The 16,200-nt window shown below is 71.2% G+C and carries 18 protein-coding genes; 7 read left to right on the top strand and 11 right to left on the bottom strand.

Annotation, left to right across the window (positions count from 1 at the left end; genetic code table 11):
- The first annotated feature begins 40 nt into the window (after nucleotides 1-40).
- From QZT59_RS01685 to QZT59_RS01670, 4 genes are all read left to right on the top strand, one after another.
- Nucleotides 41-1,747 carry an acyl-CoA carboxylase subunit beta gene (locus QZT59_RS01685; RefSeq protein ID WP_290810446.1) on the top strand — a complete coding sequence of 569 codons (1,707 nt, stop codon included), beginning with the start codon at nucleotides 41-43 and terminating at the stop codon, nucleotides 1,745-1,747.
- A gap of 44 nt (nucleotides 1,748-1,791) precedes the next feature.
- The gene (locus tag QZT59_RS01680) at nucleotides 1,792-2,025 is read left to right on the top strand and encodes an antitoxin VapB family protein (protein ID WP_290810443.1); all 234 of its coding nucleotides are present in this window, start codon (nucleotides 1,792-1,794) and stop codon (nucleotides 2,023-2,025) included.
- Complete coding sequence (locus QZT59_RS01675) at nucleotides 2,022-2,408, top strand: PIN domain-containing protein (RefSeq protein ID WP_290810441.1); 387 nt, start codon at nucleotides 2,022-2,024, stop codon at nucleotides 2,406-2,408. Before QZT59_RS01680 ends, QZT59_RS01675 begins: the two co-directional genes overlap by 4 nt.
- 97 nt (nucleotides 2,409-2,505) lie before the next feature.
- The gene (locus QZT59_RS01670) at nucleotides 2,506-3,783 is read left to right on the top strand and encodes a 5'-nucleotidase C-terminal domain-containing protein (RefSeq protein WP_290810438.1); all 1,278 of its coding nucleotides are present in this window, start codon (nucleotides 2,506-2,508) and stop codon (nucleotides 3,781-3,783) included.
- A 26-nt stretch (nucleotides 3,784-3,809) separates the two neighbouring features.
- On the opposite strand, the gene QZT59_RS01665 is transcribed toward QZT59_RS01670, so the two are convergent.
- The 10 genes from QZT59_RS01665 to dapA form a co-directional block, all read right to left on the bottom strand.
- The gene (locus QZT59_RS01665; RefSeq protein WP_290810436.1) at nucleotides 3,810-4,001 is read right to left on the bottom strand and encodes a hypothetical protein; all 192 of its coding nucleotides are present in this window, start codon (nucleotides 3,999-4,001) and stop codon (nucleotides 3,810-3,812) included.
- 88 nt (nucleotides 4,002-4,089) lie between these two features.
- Nucleotides 4,090-4,983 (bottom strand): SDR family oxidoreductase, encoded by an 894-nt coding sequence (locus QZT59_RS01660; protein WP_290810434.1) that lies wholly within the window; start codon nucleotides 4,981-4,983, stop codon nucleotides 4,090-4,092.
- Nucleotides 4,980-5,873, bottom strand: a complete 894-nt coding sequence (locus tag QZT59_RS01655) for a 3-keto-5-aminohexanoate cleavage protein (protein ID WP_290810432.1) — start codon at nucleotides 5,871-5,873, stop codon at nucleotides 4,980-4,982. Before QZT59_RS01655 ends, QZT59_RS01660 begins: the two co-directional genes overlap by 4 nt.
- 49 nt (nucleotides 5,874-5,922) lie before the next feature.
- Entirely contained in the window at nucleotides 5,923-6,723 is an 801-nt protein-coding gene (locus tag QZT59_RS01650; protein ID WP_290810430.1) for an enoyl-CoA hydratase-related protein, read from the bottom strand.
- A gap of 133 nt (nucleotides 6,724-6,856) precedes the next feature.
- Nucleotides 6,857-8,029: a M20 family metallopeptidase gene (locus QZT59_RS01645; RefSeq protein WP_290810427.1), complete on the bottom strand. Its 1,173-nt coding sequence runs from the start codon at nucleotides 8,027-8,029 to the stop codon at nucleotides 6,857-6,859.
- 7 nt (nucleotides 8,030-8,036) lie between these two features.
- Nucleotides 8,037-8,930, bottom strand: a complete 894-nt coding sequence (gene dapF, locus QZT59_RS01640; protein WP_290810425.1) for a diaminopimelate epimerase — start codon at nucleotides 8,928-8,930, stop codon at nucleotides 8,037-8,039.
- Nucleotides 8,927-10,360, bottom strand: coding sequence for a diaminopimelate decarboxylase (gene lysA / locus QZT59_RS01635; protein ID WP_290810423.1), 1,434 nt, complete (start codon nucleotides 10,358-10,360; stop codon nucleotides 8,927-8,929). The genes dapF and lysA overlap by 4 nt, the downstream gene beginning before the upstream one ends.
- Nucleotides 10,357-11,211 carry a 2,3,4,5-tetrahydropyridine-2,6-dicarboxylate N-succinyltransferase gene (locus QZT59_RS01630; protein WP_290810421.1) on the bottom strand — a complete coding sequence of 285 codons (855 nt, stop codon included), beginning with the start codon at nucleotides 11,209-11,211 and terminating at the stop codon, nucleotides 10,357-10,359. The genes lysA and QZT59_RS01630 overlap by 4 nt, the downstream gene beginning before the upstream one ends.
- Nucleotides 11,208-11,981 (bottom strand): 4-hydroxy-tetrahydrodipicolinate reductase, encoded by a 774-nt coding sequence (gene dapB / locus QZT59_RS01625; RefSeq protein WP_290810420.1) that lies wholly within the window; start codon nucleotides 11,979-11,981, stop codon nucleotides 11,208-11,210. The genes QZT59_RS01630 and dapB overlap by 4 nt, the downstream gene beginning before the upstream one ends.
- A 130-nt stretch (nucleotides 11,982-12,111) precedes the next feature.
- A complete protein-coding gene (gene dapA, locus QZT59_RS01620) occupies nucleotides 12,112-13,029 on the bottom strand; it encodes a 4-hydroxy-tetrahydrodipicolinate synthase (protein ID WP_290810417.1) in 918 nt (305 codons plus the stop codon).
- 522 nt (nucleotides 13,030-13,551) lie between these two features.
- Here dapA and QZT59_RS01615 point away from each other — a divergent pair.
- Together QZT59_RS01615 and QZT59_RS01610 are read left to right on the top strand one after the other, a co-directional pair.
- The gene (locus QZT59_RS01615; RefSeq protein WP_290810414.1) at nucleotides 13,552-14,376 is read left to right on the top strand and encodes a M48 family metallopeptidase; all 825 of its coding nucleotides are present in this window, start codon (nucleotides 13,552-13,554) and stop codon (nucleotides 14,374-14,376) included.
- 157 nt (nucleotides 14,377-14,533) lie between these two features.
- Complete coding sequence (locus QZT59_RS01610) at nucleotides 14,534-15,031, top strand: NYN domain-containing protein (RefSeq protein WP_290810412.1); 498 nt, start codon at nucleotides 14,534-14,536, stop codon at nucleotides 15,029-15,031.
- Between the two features lie 64 nt (nucleotides 15,032-15,095).
- Here the strand turns inward: QZT59_RS01610 and QZT59_RS01605 are convergent, their stop codons facing one another.
- The gene (locus tag QZT59_RS01605; RefSeq protein WP_290810409.1) at nucleotides 15,096-15,296 is read right to left on the bottom strand and encodes a hypothetical protein; all 201 of its coding nucleotides are present in this window, start codon (nucleotides 15,294-15,296) and stop codon (nucleotides 15,096-15,098) included.
- A 354-nt stretch (nucleotides 15,297-15,650) separates the two neighbouring features.
- Here QZT59_RS01605 and QZT59_RS01600 point away from each other — a divergent pair, with 354 nt between their 5' ends.
- Nucleotides 15,651-16,124, top strand: coding sequence for a PUA domain-containing protein (locus QZT59_RS01600; protein ID WP_290810406.1), 474 nt, complete (start codon nucleotides 15,651-15,653; stop codon nucleotides 16,122-16,124).
- Nucleotides 16,125-16,200 lie beyond the last annotated feature (76 nt).

The raw sequence follows: 16,200 nt of genomic DNA, 5'->3' as shown, positions 1-16,200 counted from the left end.
GACGGGCCGCCCGGCGTACCACCCCTCCGGAGGTGAGCCGGTGAAGATCACCGTCGACGCGGCGCCGGACGAGGAGACGGCCCGCGCGATCGCCAGCGCGCTCTCGGCCCACCTCGGCCGATCGGTCGAACTCGTCGTCGCCGACGGCGGGGACGGCGACCCCGTCGCGACGGCCGGCGACGGCGACCGGGACGACGCCGTGATCACCGACCGCGAGCGTCGGCTGCGCGAGGCGATCGAGGAGATCCTCGCCGGCGGTCCCGAGCGCGGCCACGAGAAGGTCGAGGAGCTCGGCAAGCTGTACGTCCGCGACCGACTGGACCGAATCTTCGACGAGATCGCCTACGAGGACGGCACGTTCGCCCGCCACGACGCCGACGGCGAGCTGCCCGCCGACGGCATGATCACCGGCGTCGGGACGATCCGCGGGCGAACGGTGTTCTTCGCGGCCAACGATTACACCGTCAAGGCCGGCTCGCTGGGGATGATGGGCGTCGAGAAGGAGATCCGACTCGCCGAGCGGGCGGTCGAGGCGGGCGCGCCCATCCTCCGGCTGATCGACTCCACGGGCGCGCGGTTGAACCTCGACGATAGGGAGCCCGGTGACACGCACGTGGACCGCTACCGCGGCGGGCGGATGTTCTACAACCAGTGCATCCACTCGGGACAAGTCCCACAGATCGGCGTCCTCTACGGTCCCAACATCGCGGGCTCGGCGTACACGCCGGTCTTCTGTGACTACCTGATCATGGTCGAGGAGACCAGCGGCATGGCGATCGCCAGCCCGCGCGTGGTCGAGGCCGTAACGGGCGAGGAGACGACCATGGACGAGCTGGGCGGGCCCGCGGTCCACGCCACGGAGTCGGGCAGCGCGGACCTCGTGGTCTCCGGCGAGGGCGAGGCCGCCGACGCCGTCCGCGACCTGCTCTCGTACCTCCCGCAGCGCCACGACGCGGCGTTACCGACGCGCGAACCCGAACCGCCGGCGGCCAACCCGAAAGGGCTCGACGCCGTCATCCCCGCGGAGCCGAACGCGGCCTACGACGTCCGAGAGGTCGTCGACCGCCTCGTCGACGCGAACTCCTGGTTCGAGCTCAAACCCCGATTCGCCCCCGAACTCGTGACGGGCTTCGGGCGCATCGAGGGTCGGCCCGTCGGAATCGTCGCCAACCAGCCCGCCGCGAAGAGCGGCGCCATCTTCCCCGATTCCGCCGAGAAGGGCGCCGGCTTCGTCTGGACCTGCGACGCCTTCGGCATCCCGCTGGTCTACCTCTGTGACACGCCCGGTTTCATGGTCGGCACCGCCGTCGAGCGCGAGGGCGTCCTCCAGAAGGGCCGGAAGTTCATCTACGCCACCTCGAACGCCCAGGTCCCCAAACTGTGCGTCATCACCCGCAAGGCCTACGGCGCCGGCATCTACGCGATGGCCGGCCCCTCGTTCGACCCCGACGCGACGCTCGCCCTGCCGAGCGCCGAGATCGCCGTCATGGGCCCCGACGCGGCCGTCCACGCCCTCTTCGCCGACCAGCTTGCCGAGATGGACGACGGGACCCGCGAGGGATTTCTCGAGAGCATGCGCCAGGAGTACGAGCGCCACGTGGACGTTCGGGCCCAGGCCGCGAAGATGCAGGTCGACGAACTCCTCCCGGCGGGCGACCTCCGGGATCAGCTCGCGGTGCGACTACGGACGCTGAGAGACAAGCGGCGAACGGAACGCGATCGGTACCACGGGACGGTGCTGTTCTGAGGGCGGGCGAACGTTCAAGTCGGATCGTGTACGACGTATACAGCATGGGAACGAAGACGATCCGGCTCGACGAGGACGTATACGAGCGGATCAAGCGCCAGAAGCGGTCGGACGAGACGTTCTCGGAGGCCATCGACCGGCTGACCGGCGCACCGTCGCTCGCGGAACTGGGCGGGATCGTCGATCTGGAGCGCGTCGAGAAGATGGAAGCGGCGATCGAGGCAGCGGACGAAGCCGACGCCGCGGAAGTCGAGGAGTTCCTCGACGAATTTCGATGATCGCAGATACTGCGTTTCTGATCGATTTACTCAAAGAAGACCCCGAAGCGCACGCGAAGCTCCGCGAATTCGAAGATCGTAACGAGCCCGTCAAGATTCCGTCGATGGCTGTTTTGGAGCTTGGAATCGGTATCGGCGCCGGGCTCGAAGACGACGAAGCTCGTTCCGTGAAGGGAATCATCGAACAGCATCCCATCATCCCGATGGACGAACGGATCGCCATGCGTGCGGGAGTCACGATCGGCGAAGGAAACGTCTCCGCGATGAAGAAGCGAAAGGGGGATGCAGCCATCGCGGCCACCGCCGACCTCGAAGGGGAACCAGTCTGTACCCGAAACGTCGACGACTTCGAACGATTCGGCATCGAGGTCGAATCGTACTGAGACGTCGAGGTTGAATCGGCCTGCGGTTCGTCAGACTGGATCGACAACACCCGTCGACCCCGCACGCTTATGTCGAAACTCGCGAAAGTCGGGCTCGATGTCGACGCCGCGGCTCCTCCACCTCGCCGACCTGGAGACGATCTACGACGATCACGAACGCGTCGGCCGGCTCGCCGGCGCGATCAGCGCGCGCCGCGACGAGCGGACCCTCGTCGTCGGGTCCGGCGATACGACGGCGCTCGGGGCGCTCGCGTTCGTCCGAGAGGAGGGCCGCGCGCTCGCCCGCCCGTTCTACGAGGAGATAGCGCCGGACGCCGACACCCTGGGCAACCACGAGTTCGACTTCGGCGTCGACGCCGCGGCCGCGTGGGCGCGGACGACGCCCGGCCGCCACCTCGCCGCGAACGTCGACGGCCTCCCCGACGGCGCGGCCGAGCCGAGCGCGGTCCTCGAGGTCGCGGGAACCCGCGTCGGCTTCGTCGGGGTGACCCACCCCGACACCGGCGAGATCGCCGGGATCGACCTCGACGTCTCGTTCGGCGACCCGGTCGCGGCCGTCCGCGCCGAGGCCGAGCGGCTCCGCTCGCGCGGGTGCGATCGGCTCGTCTTCTGCTCGCACTGCGGCTCGCTCGACGCCGAGATCGCCGCCGAGACGGACGTCGACGCCGTCCTCGGCGGCCACGACCACGACCGCGTCGTCGAGCGCGTGGACGGGACGCTCGTCGCGCGAACCCGCGGCGGGCAGGCCGGCGAGTTCCAGGTCGTCGAGCTCGACGATCCGCCGACCGTCGCAGTTCGAACGATCGCGGACGAGCTCCGCCACGACCCCGTCGAGGTCGCCTACCGGGAGCGCCGCGAGGCGAGCGGCCTCGACGAGCGGGTCGGGACGCTCCCGCGAGCGCTCGACCGCCGGGAGACGGCCGCGCTGGTCGCGGACGCCTACCGCGTGGGCGGCGACGCCGACGTCGGGCTCGTCGCGCCGGGATCGGTCCGCGACGGGCTCCCGGCTTCCGTCACGCGCGGCGACGTGATCGGCGTCGTCCCGTTCGGCTCAGTCCTGCACGTCCGCGAGGTGTCCGGCCGCACGGTGGCCGGGATTCTCGCCTGCTGCGAGGAACCGGTCGACGAGACTCACGGTCGGATCGTCGCCGCCGGACTCGAGCGTGGCGCCGACGGAGCGGCGCTCGTCGGCGGCGAGCCCCTCGATCCGGACGGAACCTACCGCGTCGCGTCGATGAGCTACCTGACGGTCGCGGACGTGATCCCCGGCCTCGGCGCCGACACCGTCGCCGAGGACCGCGGGCCCCAGCACGAACACGTTCTGGGGTACGTGGAGGACGGACGGGTCGGCACGAACGTACCGAGTGATCCGTAGCGTCCCGCTGCAACGTGATCCGGCGTTCAGTAACCGCCTTCGCCCTCGAAACAGCGACCGCAGCGGTCGACGGCGTCGGTCGGTTGGACGTCCTCGCCGACGACGCGCACGTGCCGATCGGGGACGTTCCTGAGCGCCCCGCAGCTCGTCCGGTTCGGCGCGAGGGCGTCGGAAGATCGGTGAAGCGTCTTCGTGTGTTCGTTGAGAACGTGGTTCATTTCCCGACCGGACGGGGGCCGGGTCAAAAAGCGATTGGCGCGCGAGTGCAACACCGACGGAGAGCCGGATTCCGAGGGATCCGACGGGTCAGAACGGCGTCGGGGCCAGCAGCTGCCCGCCGTCGACGACGTAGGTCGATCCGGTTACGTACGCGGCCGCCGGGCTGGTGAGAAAGAGCGTGACGGCGACGCAGTCCGCGGGCGTGCCGAGACGGTCGGCGGCCAGGTCCGCCTCGACGATGCGGCTCACGACGTCGCCGTTCGCTCGTTCCGAGGCGCTTCGGGCCTCGCCGTCCCCCGTCCCCTCGCCCATCACGTCCATCACGCCCTCGGTCGCGATCACGCCCGGCGCGACGGTGTTCGCGCGCACGCCGCGATCGGCCCACTCGGCGGCGACGGTCCGCATCAGGTTGTGGACGCCCGCCTTCCCCGCCCCGGAGTGGGCGTGGTAGGGCGCGCCGCGAACCGCGTTCGTCGCGCCCATCGAGACGATCGCGCCGCCGCCGCGCTCCAGCAGGTGCTCGCCGACGGCGAACGTGCAGTTCGCCGTCCCGTCGAGGATGGTCCCGACCACCGACCGCCAGCCGTTCGCCGAGAGGCCCTCGGCCGGACAGAGGAAGTTCGCGCCGGCGTTGTTGACGAGGATCGAGACGTCGCCGAGCTCGGCGAGGACCGTCTCGACCATCGCCTCGACCGCCTCGGGCTCGCGGACGTCGACGGTCGTCGCGCACGCGTCGGCGCCGCGGGCCTCGAGCTCGTCGACCACCGGCTCGAGGTGGTCCATCGAGCGGCTCGCGATCGCCACGTCCGCCCCGTGGTCGGCGTAGGCGAGCGCCACCGCCTTACCGATGCCCGTCCCGCCGCCGGTCACGAGGGCGGTCTCGCCCGCGAAGAGGTCCTCGGCGAATATGTCCGTGCTCGGCGGGGTCGCGGGGAACGCGCGCGAGCCGCCGGTCGACGCGGCGTCCTCGTCCCCGCTCATCGCTCGATCCCCACGATCTCGCGGGCGTGCTCGGGCGTCGCCGGCTCGCGTCCGACCTGCCGGGCCATCGTCGCGGCCGCCTCGACCAGCTCGGCGTTCCCGTCGGCCATCTCGCCGGAGGGCAGGTAGAAGTTGTCCTCGAGGCCGACGCGGACGTTGCCGCCCATCGCGAGCGCCGCGGAGACGAGCGGCCACTGGTCCTCCCCGATCCCGATCACCTGCCACGGGGCGTCTTCGGGAAGTTGACGCACCTGGTGGGCCAGGTTCTCGACCGTGGCGGGAATGCCGCCGAGGACGCCCATGACGAGGCTGACCGTGTAGGGCTCGCCGAGGACGCCCTCCCGGAAGAGCGGCCGCGCGTTGCCGACGTGGCCCGTATCGAAGCACTCCAGTTCGGGGACGACGCCGGCCTCGGTCATCCCCGAGACGAGGTCGCGGATCTCCGAGAAGGGGTTCTCGAACACCACGTCGAAGACGAACTCCTCCCGACGCTCGGAGTACTTCGCGTAGTTCATCGAGCCCATGTTGAGCGCCGCGATCTCGGGACGTACCTCGGTCACGTACTCGAGGCGATCCGCGACGGGGACGCCGATCGCGCCCGTCGAGAAGTTGCACAGGATGTCGGTGCGGTCGCGAACCTCCTCGCGGATCTCGCGGTAGGTTTCCGTCTCGAACGTCGGGGCGCCGTCGGGCGTCCGGGCGTGGACGTGCGCCACGGCCGCGCCCGCCTCGCGCGCGGCCGCGGCCTCCTCGGCGATCTCCTCCGGGGTGTACGGGATCGCGGGACACTGATCGCGCGTGGTGAGCGCACCCGTGAGCGCCGCCGAGATCACGACCCTGTCCGGATCGTTGCCCTTGAGCGACGCCTGGCGCTCGTAGATGTCGGGCATCGCTACCGCCTCCGATCGATCGTCGCGACCGCGGTCGGTCCCGTCATCTTCACCGCCCCCGCCACTCGGGTTCGCGGTCGGTCAGGAACGCGTCGATGCCCTCCTCGGTGTCCTCGCTCATGGCTATCAGCGCGATCATCTCCTTGAGGTACGACAGGGCGGCCTCGAAGTCCATCCCCCGCTGGGCGTAGTAGGCCTCCTTGCCCATCCCGATCAGCACCGGGCTGTTGGTCGCCAGCTCGTCGACCAGGGCCTCGACCGCGTCCTCGAAGGCCTCCGGCGGGTGAACGTCGGTGACGAGGCCGATCTCGCGGGCCCGCGCCGCGTCGATCCGCTCGCCCGTGAAGAGCAGCTTCAGGCCCGCCTTCTCCGTGACGGTGCGCATGATGGGCGCCAGCGCCTGCGCCGGAAAGAGGCCCACGTCCACCTCGGGCGTGCCGAAGGTCGCGTCCTCGCTGGCGACGACGAACTCGCAGGAGGCGGCGAGTCCGAGCCCGCCGGCCAGACAGGGGCCGTCCACGGCGGCGACGGTCAGCGAGCTCGTCTCCTGCATTCGTCGGATCAATCCCGCGAGCGCGCCGAAACCCTCGCGGTAGGCCTGGGCGCCCTGCCCGATCGGGAACTCGCTCAGGTCGCCGCCCGAACAGAACGTGCCGCCGGCGCCCCGGATCACGATCACGCGCGCCGGGCCGTCGTCGGCCGCCGCGAGGACGGCGTGCAGTCCGGCCATCACGTCCTCGCCCAGCGCGTTTCGCCGCTCGGGGCGGTCGATCGTCGCCTCGATCACGAGCTCGTCGTCGCTGACCGAGACCGACAGGTCGTCGTTCCCGAGCGTTTCGGCGTCCGTCACGGGCGATCGCCCTCCCGGTAACCGGCGTTCGTTCGGAGTCGCATGTGCCCCCATCGTCACACACCCCCGTAAATCGTGGCGAAACGACTGCTTCGTCGGTGGACCGGCGTCGGTTCGCGGCGGGAGGGCGAGGTCACACGCCGACGTCGGAGATCGCCGCCTCGAGCGCGTCAGCGGCCTCGCGGACGTCGGCCACTTCGACGTACTCGCGGGGGCTGTGGGCGACCGCACCCTCGGCGTCCGCCAGCACGCCCGGCCCGAAGACGACGGTCGGCGCGTGGGCGGCGAAGTACGACGCCTCCGTGGCGGCGTCGAAGGATCGGACGTCGCCGCCGCTCGCGTCGACGAGCGTCCGGACGAGCGGTTCCTCCGCGTCGGTCGCCCAGGCCTCCAGAAACGGCGTCGGACGGTCGGCGAAGGCGAAGTCGACGTCGACGGGGTCGGAGACCCTGGCGCGCAGGTGCTCGACGAGCGCGGTCCGGAACGAGTCCGCGGTCTCCGGCGGCACGCTCCGGCGATCCAGCGTCAGCCGGCACGCGTCGGGCACCTGGTTGGTCGCCTCGCCGCCCCGGACCACGGTCGGCGTGAGCGTCGTCTCGCCGAGGTCCGGGTGCGCGCCCGGGCCGTCCGGCCGGTCGTCGAAGGTGCGAACGGCCCGCAGAACTCTCTCGAGCGCGGCGACGGCGTTGCTCCCGGAGTCCGGTTCCGCGGCGTGGGCGTGCGCCCCCGACAGCTCGACGGTCCCCTGGAAGCGGCCCTTCGCCGCCGTACAGACGTCGAGTCCGGTCGGCTCGCCGACGATCACGCCGTCGGCGTCCCGCACCGGCGAGTCGAACGTCGAGACGAGCGCGTGGGCGCCGGTCGACAGCGTCTCCTCGTCGGGCGTCACGGCGAGCGTCAGGCGCCCCGCGCCCGGATCGACCGCGAAGTACGCCGAGAGCATCGCCGCCAGCGGACCCTTGGCGTCGCAGGCGCCGCGGCCGCACAGCAGGTCGCCGCCCTCGCGGCGCTCGAGCGGGACGTGCGGCGTCACGGTGTCGACGTGCGTGTTGAGGAGGAGGTGCGTTCCGCCGTCGGCGCCCTCGCCGGCGCCGGCCCCGTCGACGGATCCGCTCCCGGCACCCTTCGCGGCGATCACGTTCCCGGCGTCGTCGACGCGGACGTCGACGCCCCGGTCCTCCAGCGTCTCGACCAGCAGGTCGCGCATCTGGCCGACGTCCTCGTGAGATGGCGTGGCCACGGCCGCCTCGAGGAAGTCGATCGGATCGAAGGCGGGGTCGGCCGGACCGGTGGTGTGGGCGGTCACCGGTCGGTCACCTCGGGGCGACGGCGGGCGCTTCGCCGTCGAACTCCCGGACGACGGGACCGTCGAGGACGGCGCGCCCGAACTCGTCCGCGGTGACCCGGAGGTCGCCGCCCGGCGGCCGGACCGCGACGGGCTCGTCCCCGAGCAGATCGAGCCGGCGAGCGGCGGCCGCGATCGCGACCGCGCCGGTGCCGCAGGCGTCCGTCTCGCCCTCGACGCCGCGCTCGTAGGTCCGCTGGCGGAAGCCGTCGCCCTCCCGGCTCGCCAGGGTGACGTTCGTCCCGCGAGGGAAGGCCTCCGCGCGGCGGATCGGCGGCGCGACCGCGGCCAGGTCGACGTCGTCGACGTCGTCGACGAACGCGACGGCGTGGGGGACGCCGGTGTCGACCGCCGTCACGGCCAGTTCGGTCGCACCCGACGGCGCCGTCTCGGGCCCCTCGTCGATCCCCAGTTCCACCGCCGGCCGCTCGACGACCGGCTCGTCGACCCGGACCGGCACGTCGTCGGGGTCGAACGACGGGCGCCCCATCTCGACGGCGATCCCGTCGGCGGCTCGCTCGGCTCGGCGCGAGCCCGCCTGGGTGTCGACCATCACCGCGTCCGACCCGGTTCGCTCCATCGCCCACGCCGCGGCGCAGCGGGCGCCGTTGCCGCACATCGCGGCCGTCCCGCCGTCCGGCTGAAAGAGCGTCATCACCACCCGCGGCGGCACGGGTTCCGGTTCGAGCGCGAGAAAGAGGACGCCGTCGGCGCCGACCCCGTCCTCGCGGTCGCAGACCCGGCTCGCGAACGCCCCGCGGTCGGGTACGCGCTCGTAGGCGTCGACCACGACGAAGTCGTTGCCCGTCCCGTGGTACTTCTCGAAGGCGACCGGGCCGGCCTCCGGCGCGATCTCGCTCATTCGCCCACCTCCGGATCCGCCGGCATCGAACCGCGGTCGCGGTTTCCGCCGGTCCCGGCAACGTCGCCGTCGGTTCGATCGTCCTCGCCCTCCCGGCGGACCTCGAGTCGCGTCACGTCCGCGACCGACTCGCGCCGGCGAGCCGGTCGCGCCTCCCCGCCGACGAGCGTCACCGACGCGGGACGCGGCCGCGAGTTGTAGGTACTCGCCATCTCGTAGCCGTAGGCGCCGGCGTTGCCGATCGCGAGGCGCTCGCCGCGGGCGATCCGGGGGAGCCCGCGGTCCTCGCAGAAGACGTCCGCGCTCTCACAGATCGGGCCCGTGATGGTCTGGGGAACCGCCTCGCGGTCGGCCGCGTCGGGCGCCAGCGGTCGAATCGCGTGGTGGGCGTCGTACATCGCCGGCCGCAGCAGGGTCGTCATCCCCGCGTCGACGCCGACGACGGTGGTCTCCGGCGCCTCCTTCACCGTGTTCGCCGCGGTCAGCAGGACGCCCGCGTCCGCGACCAGGTACCGACCCGGCTCGATCACGAGCCGGGCGTCGACCTCGCCGAGGGCCTCGCGCGTCGCCGCCGCGACGGCCTCGAGGTCGATCGGCGACTCGTCCTCGCGGTAGGGGACGCCGAAGCCGCCGCCGACGTCGACGAACTCGAGCGAGCCGACCGCCTCGGTCGCCTCGCGCGCGATCGCGCCCACCCGCGAGACGAACTCCCGGTGGGCGGCCAGCTGGTCGCCCGAGACGCCCGAGCCGACGTGGGCGTGCACGCCGACGACGTCGAACCCGCGATCGGCGGCCTCGGCCAGAGTCTCGACGGCGCGGTCGGCGGGGACGCCGAACTTCGCGTCGGCGCCGGTGCGAACCTTCTCGTGGTGACCGGCCCCCACGCCCGGATTCACGCGCAGGCAGAACCGACCCTCGTAGCCCCGATCCGCGAGGCGGTCGATCGTGTCCGCCGCGCCCGCGGTGACCGTCAGCCCGTCGCGCGCGGTCGCCACCTCGACGGCGTCGTCGAGGTCCCGCGCCGGGGGGTTGACCGCGGTGTAATGGGTCCGGTCGGCGGGGACGCCGGCCGCGAGCGCGCGACGGAGTTCGCCCGCCGAGGCGCACTCGACGCTGGCGTCCTCCTCGGCCAGCGTCGCCAGAACGTCCGCGTGCGCGTTAGCCTTCGCCGCGTAGCAGATCTCGGCGTCCGGAAACGCGGCCCGCATCCGGCGGTAGTTCGCCCGGACGCGGTCGAGATCCAGGACGTACAGCGGCGTATCGTACTCGTCAGCCAGGGTCCGTAGCCGGGCGGCGTTCCAGTCGTCGAGTCGGCGGACCGGCGGGTTCGATCCGCCGTCGGCGCGCGCCCTCGCCTCGTCGGCGCGAACGGGTTCGTCCGCCGCGCCGCCAGGCGACCGGTCGCGCTCGCCGCCCGCTCGCCCGCTCATTCCCGGAGCACCTCCTCGCGCTCGGTGGCCTCGAGGGTGCGGTCCTCGAGATGCGTCGCGACGACGGCGGGCTTGTAGGCGCCGCCGTCGAAGAGGTCGTGCTCGCCGATCGACGACTCGACGAAGCGGGTGAACGCGCGGCGCTCGGGCGGCAACTCGCCGTACAGCACCTCCTCCTCGACGAGGTCGTAGACGGGGATCCGAGGGGTGAGCAGGGTGTTCTCCCCCACGACGCTATTCTCGCGGACGACGAAGCCCGACGTCACGCGGCAGCCGGCGCCGAGCGAGACGCCGTCCTCGATCACGACCGGCGCGTCCTCGACGGGCTCCAGGACGCCCCCGATCAGGGTGTTGGCGCCGAGCTTCACGTTCCGACCGATCTGCGCGCACGACCCCACGGTGTCACAGGAGTCGACGAGCGTGCCGTCGCCGACGTGCGCGCCGACGTTGACGAACGACGGGCTCATCAGTATGCAGTCGGCGCCGACGCGGGCGCCCCGGCGGACGACCGTTCCGTCGGGCGTGTTTCGGGTTCCGCGCTCGCCGAACGCCCGACCGTCGGCCAGCGGAAGGACGTCGTTGTACGTGACGTCGCCGTACTCGCGCGCCGCGGTCTCGCGGAGCCCGAAGTTGAGCAAGATTCCGCGCTTGACCCACTCGTTGGCCGCCCACTCGCCCCCGACGCGCTCCGCCGCGCGCACGTCGCCGGCCTCTAACGCGTCGAGGAACGCCTCGAGCGTGGCCCGCTCGTCCTCGCCGGCGGACGCGGCGTCCAGTTCGCCGGTCTCGTAGCGGTTCCACAGCCCGTCGATGTCGGTCTCGAGCGCGCTCGCGCTCGCTCCGTCGCTCATTCTTGGATCACCTCGGCGAAGTCGTAGCGGCCGGGGTCGCGACCGGCCAGCCAGTCCGCCGCGTCGAGGGCGCCTCGGGCGAAGACGGCCCGATCCTCGGCGCGGTGGACCAGTCGCAGTTCCTCGTGGTTGCCGGCGATCGCGACCTCGTGTTCGCCGGTGACGTCGCCCGCGCGCAGCGCGTGGACGCCGATCTCGCCCGCCTCGCGGGGATCTTCCCCCTCCCGTCCGTGGGTCCGTCCGGCGAACTCGCCGGCGGCCTCGATCTCCGCGAGCAGCCGGTTCGCCGTGCCGCTCGGGGCGTCGCGCTTCCGATTGTGGTGGCGCTCGACGAGCTCGACGTCGTAGCTCGGCAGCGAGCGGACGGCCTCGGCCACGACGTTCACCAGGGTCTGCACCCCGCGAGCGAAATTGGGCGCGTGGAGGAGCGGGATCTCCTCGCTGGACCGGTCGAGGGCCGAGAGCCGGTCGTCGTCGAAGCCCGTCGTCCCGGTGACGAACGCGACCCCGGAGTCGGCGCAGGCCGCGGCGTACTCGACCGCGGCGTCCGGCGCCGTGAAGTCGACGACCGCGTTCGGTTCCCGGTCGGCGACGAGCGCCGCGAACTCGTCGGCGGGTTCGACGTCGATCCCGCGGTCCCCGGGGGAATCGTCCCCGGCGCTCCGGCTCGCGGCGAGGACGACCTCGCAGTTCTCCCGCTCGCGCGCCGCGGCGAGGACCTCGCCGCCCATCCGGCCCGTCGCCCCCGTAACGCCGAGTCGAAGGGTCATCGTCTCACCCGCGAAGCCTCGCGGCGAACCGTCTTCAAACACCCCCCAAGATAGCGAGCCCGCCGACCGCCGCGACGACGGCTCGAGACCGTCTCGTCGCCGCGGCACGCGGCCTCGAGGCGCGCCCTGTTCATCGCTCAGCCTCCGCGAGTTCCGTCGGGTCGCGCTCGAGGTCCGCGAGGACGCGCTCGAGTTCCTCGCGGGGCGCCTCCGAGAGCCGCGTCAGCGGCGGCCGGACGGTCGCCGGGCCGTAGCCCCGGATCGCCATCGCCTCCTTCACCGGGATCGGGTTCGTCTCGACGAACAGCGCGCGGAACAGCGGGCCGAGTTCGTGGTGCAGCGCGCGGGCGCGCTCGTAGTCACCCTCCAAGGCGGCGCCGACCATCGCGACGGTCCGCTCGGGCTCGACGTTCGCGGAGACGCTGATCGTTCCCGTCCCGCCGATCGAGCAGATCGGGAGGGCGAGCGCGTCGTCGCCCGAGAGGACGGCGAACTCCTCGTCGCGGGTTCGCTCGGCGATCTCGCCGATCGCGCCGAGGTCCCCCTCGGCGGCCTTGTAGCCGGCGATATTCGGGTGACTCGCCAGCTCGACGGCGGTGTCGGGCTCGATCGTCCGGCCCGTCCGGGAGGGGACGTTGTAGACGATCTGGGGGAGGTCGACGGCGTCGGCCAGCCGGCCGTAGTGCTCGAGCAGGCCGCGCTGTTCGGGCTTGTTGTAGTACGGCGAGATGAGCAGGAGTCCGTCGGCGCCAGCGTCGGCAGCGCGTTCGGAGAGCTCGAGCGCCTCGCGGGTGTTGTTCGAGCCGGTGCCCGCGATCACGGGCACGTCGTCGACGGCGTCGACGACCGCCTCGACGACCTGGACGTGTTCGTCGTGAGTGAGGGTGGCCGATTCGCCCGTCGAGCCGACGGGGACGAGGCCGTCGACGCCCGCGGTTTCGAGGCGACGGGCGTCGGCGCGGAGCGTTTCGAAGTCGATTCGTTCGTCGTCGCGAAACGGCGTGCACATCGCCGGGAAGACGCCGGTGAGGTCGATATCGGGTGTCATGGGTCGTGTTCGGTGGGTCGGGTCCGCTGGGTGGCGACGACGCCGAGAGCGCCGTCGCGGGTGGTGTCACTTTCGTATTCGGTTGGATCACTGGTGGACGGTCGACGTCGCACCCGGGACGGGGACGCCACCCCCGCCGCGAGCGCTCTTCACCGGCGTTTTTTGGAGAATGTGCGGGCCCCGGCCGTCGAACCGGGAGCGGCCGTCGCGTCGCTCACGAACCCCGTACGGGCCGGGAGAGCGACGTCGGTCATACTCAACGTGCACACCCGAACGAACTTAGCCGTTGTGAATCGCGCAGACGCTGATCGGCGACGCGGCGGTCGGCTCGACCATCGATCCGCACCGGGCCGCACCGACCGGCGGTCCGACGGAGGAGCGCCCCACTCGAGGTCGCCGCCGTTCGAGAAGCTGACTCCACTCGAGGTCGCCGTCGTTCGAGAAGCCGAGCCGAACCGTGCCTGTCACTATCACACAGTTCGATTCGCGGAATTTATGCCCGAGGCGTACTTACCGAGGTGTATGACAGACTTCGGCCTGAAAGTGCGAATGGTGGTCGTCGGCGCCATCCTGTTCGCCTTCTACCTCGTGGCAGCGACGTTCATCGCCGCGATGACGGGCTTCAACCTGTGGATCGTCCTGGCCGCGGGGCTCCTGATCGTCCCCGGATTCCAGTACAAACTCGGGAAGTGGATGGCGCTTCGGGGCGCCGAGGACATGCCCGAGGACCCGCAGTACCAGCACGTCCACCGGATGAACGAGTCGCTCGCCCGCGACATGGGCGTCCCGACGCCGCGACTGATGAAGATGGAGATGGGCGTCCCCAACGCATTCGCCGTCGGCCGGAAGGGCGCCGGCGTCGTCGTCGTCTCCGAGGAGCTCATGCACCTGCTCTCGAACGACGAGCTCGAGGGCGTCATCGCCCACGAGATCGCCCACATCAAGAACCGCGACGTCATCACGATGGTGATCGGCCAGTCGATCGGCATGATCGTCGGCTACGTCGCCTACTTCGCGGTCCTGATGGGCGGCGAACGCAACATCGGCACCTACGTGCTGGCGATCGCCGCGTCGTCGATCGCCAACCTGCTGGTGATGGTCTTCGTGCTCGCCATCTCTCGGTACCGCGAGTACGTGGCCGACGAAGACGCCCGACAGGCGATCGGCAGCGGCGACCCGCTGGCTCGCGCCCTCGAGAAGATCTCGGCCGGTGCCGAGGGGAATGAGCAACAGACCAACGACAGCGTCGCGGCGCTCTGTATCTTCAACGCGGACCGCAGCCTGCTCCAGAGCATCTTCTCGACCCACCCGCCGACCGAAAAGCGAATCGCGAAGCTGCGGGGCTGACGGGCGGCACGGATTTCGTCACCGTTCTCGCGAGACGAGTTCCCGCGCCGTGTCGACGGCGAGGGCGGCTCCGACGGTCGGTGCAACCGCCGCGAGCGGCGCTCGCCACCGACCCCACGACGCAAGTCATATGGGAGCCTGCGGACACCGTTAGGACATGACGGATATCCACCCAGGGCAGCGGGTGGCGGTGCTGGTCGACGCCCAGAACCTCTATCACTCCGCCCAGAGCCTCCACAGCCGCAACATCGATTACTCCTCGCTGCTCGAGAAGGCCGTCCAGGACCGCCAGCTCACCCGCGCGATCGCCTACGTCATCCGCGCCGACTCCCCCGAAGAGGAGAGCTTCTTCGACGCGCTCGTCGACATCGGCTTCGAGACCAAGATCAAGGACATCAAGCGCTTTTCGGACGGGACGAAGAAGGCCGACTGGGACGTCGGGATGAGTCTCGACGCGGTCACCCTGGCGAACCACGTCGACACGGTCGTCCTCTGCACCGGCGACGGCGACTTCTCGCGGCTCTGCTCGCACCTGCGCCACGAGGGCGTCCGCGTCGAGGTGATGGCGTTCGGCTCCTCGACCGCCGAGGAACTCATCGAGGAGGCCGACGCCTTTCTCGACATCGGCGAGCGCACGGACACCTTCCTGCTCTGAGCGTCGGCTGCCTCGTCGATCGAGCGACCACCGCGATCCGCGGGTCCGGCCCGAACCGAGCGGATCAGACGCCGTGACGGCCCCGTTCGGCACCGCGCCCCCGGTCCCGGAGGACGCAGATCACCAGCGCGTACGCGGACAACACCAGCGCCGCCGCGGCCAGAAAGTAGACGAAGAGCCCGGAGTCGGAGATCGATCGGCCGACCACCATCAGCGAGGCGACGCCGATGAGCACGACCCCGAACCCGACTTGCGTGACGTCCATTCGTTAACGGCGATAGCGAGTCGATATATAAAAATGTCTCTGTTTGCGTCGTGTTTGTCCGCAATAACAAACGTCCATCGGAGCGACCGTTGTAATTCCAAACCGGCCTCGATCGACGCCGACGGTGGCCTCGCTCCTCGCGCAGGACGACCGTCGCTCCCGGCACGGCTCGGGCGTCGATCCCCGTGCAAGGAGATCGTCGCTCCCCCCACGACTCGGGCGTCGATCCGAGCGCAGGGCGACCGTCGCTCCGAGCGCAGGCCGAGTACCACCGCCGAAACGGATCGAGCGTCGCCCCGTCGGAACCCGACCGTCGTCGACACGTTTTCGGGGGTCCGCTCCCAACGACGGTCGATGACCGACAGAGCCGGGCCGGCGGAGTTGCGCCGGATCGCCGACTACCAGTTCGGTGCGGGCGCTGGCGAGGCGCTGTTCCCACCGGAGGAGTCGCCGACGATCACGCGCACGAGCAGCGGCCGCCCCCAGCAGGTCCACCTCGACGACGACCGGCTCGTCTCGTTCGGCACCGACGGCCGGTTCACCCTCGGGCTCGAAGGCGGTCGGCGGCTGGCCGGCGCCCTGCCCGCCCCGGCCGGCCGGGTGGTCGTCGACGACGAGAGCGAGCCGTTCGTTCGCGACGGGAAGAACGTCTTCGCGAAGTTCGTCCTCGACGTCGGCGACGAGATCCGCCCCGGCGACGAGGTGGTCGTCGCACACGAGCGCGGCGACGTGCTGGCCGTCGGTCGCGCGGAGCTCTCGGCCGACGGGATTCGAGACTTCGAGACCGGGATGGCGGTGAAAGTGCGCGAGAGCGCCGCGAGTGCGTGACGCAGGCGGGTCGCGTCGCGGACGGATTCGTCATCTCGCGATCGACCGATCCGCCCGAGGGCCCGCTGGGACGAAC

The organism is Halovivax sp. (assembly GCA_007119345.1).
In the GTDB taxonomy this organism is placed as follows: Archaea; Halobacteriota; Halobacteria; order Halobacteriales; family Natrialbaceae; genus Halovivax.
Note: the sequence above shows the minus strand (reverse complement) of the source record. Positions and strands in the feature narration are given on the sequence as shown.

What these genes read in the sequence shown, in the direction of transcription:
- QZT59_RS01660 (WP_290810434.1), bottom strand. Translation starts at nt 4,983, where the DNA reads ATGAGCGGGGACGAGGACGCCGCGTCGACCGGCGGCTCGCGCGCGTTC.
- dapF (WP_290810425.1), bottom strand. Translation starts at nt 8,930, where the DNA reads ATGAGCGAGATCGCGCCGGAGGCCGGCCCGGTCGCCTTCGAGAAGTAC.
- dapA (WP_290810417.1), bottom strand. Translation starts at nt 13,029, where the DNA reads ATGACACCCGATATCGACCTCACCGGCGTCTTCCCGGCGATGTGCACG.
- QZT59_RS01610 (WP_290810412.1), top strand. Translation starts at nt 14,534, where the DNA reads ATGACGGATATCCACCCAGGGCAGCGGGTGGCGGTGCTGGTCGACGCC.
- QZT59_RS01675 (WP_290810441.1), top strand. Translation starts at nt 2,022, where the DNA reads ATGATCGCAGATACTGCGTTTCTGATCGATTTACTCAAAGAAGACCCC.
- QZT59_RS01630 (WP_290810421.1), bottom strand. Translation starts at nt 11,211, where the DNA reads ATGAGCGACGGAGCGAGCGCGAGCGCGCTCGAGACCGACATCGACGGG.
- QZT59_RS01665 (WP_290810436.1), bottom strand. Translation starts at nt 4,001, where the DNA reads ATGAACCACGTTCTCAACGAACACACGAAGACGCTTCACCGATCTTCC.
- QZT59_RS01655 (WP_290810432.1), bottom strand. Translation starts at nt 5,873, where the DNA reads ATGCCCGACATCTACGAGCGCCAGGCGTCGCTCAAGGGCAACGATCCG.
- QZT59_RS01615 (WP_290810414.1), top strand. Translation starts at nt 13,552, where the DNA reads ATGACAGACTTCGGCCTGAAAGTGCGAATGGTGGTCGTCGGCGCCATC.
- QZT59_RS01680 (WP_290810443.1), top strand. Translation starts at nt 1,792, where the DNA reads ATGGGAACGAAGACGATCCGGCTCGACGAGGACGTATACGAGCGGATC.
- QZT59_RS01600 (WP_290810406.1), top strand. Translation starts at nt 15,651, where the DNA reads ATGACCGACAGAGCCGGGCCGGCGGAGTTGCGCCGGATCGCCGACTAC.
- dapB (WP_290810420.1), bottom strand. Translation starts at nt 11,981, where the DNA reads ATGACCCTTCGACTCGGCGTTACGGGGGCGACGGGCCGGATGGGCGGC.
- lysA (WP_290810423.1), bottom strand. Translation starts at nt 10,360, where the DNA reads ATGAGCGGGCGAGCGGGCGGCGAGCGCGACCGGTCGCCTGGCGGCGCG.
- QZT59_RS01605 (WP_290810409.1), bottom strand. Translation starts at nt 15,296, where the DNA reads ATGGACGTCACGCAAGTCGGGTTCGGGGTCGTGCTCATCGGCGTCGCC.
- QZT59_RS01670 (WP_290810438.1), top strand. Translation starts at nt 2,506, where the DNA reads ATGTCGACGCCGCGGCTCCTCCACCTCGCCGACCTGGAGACGATCTAC.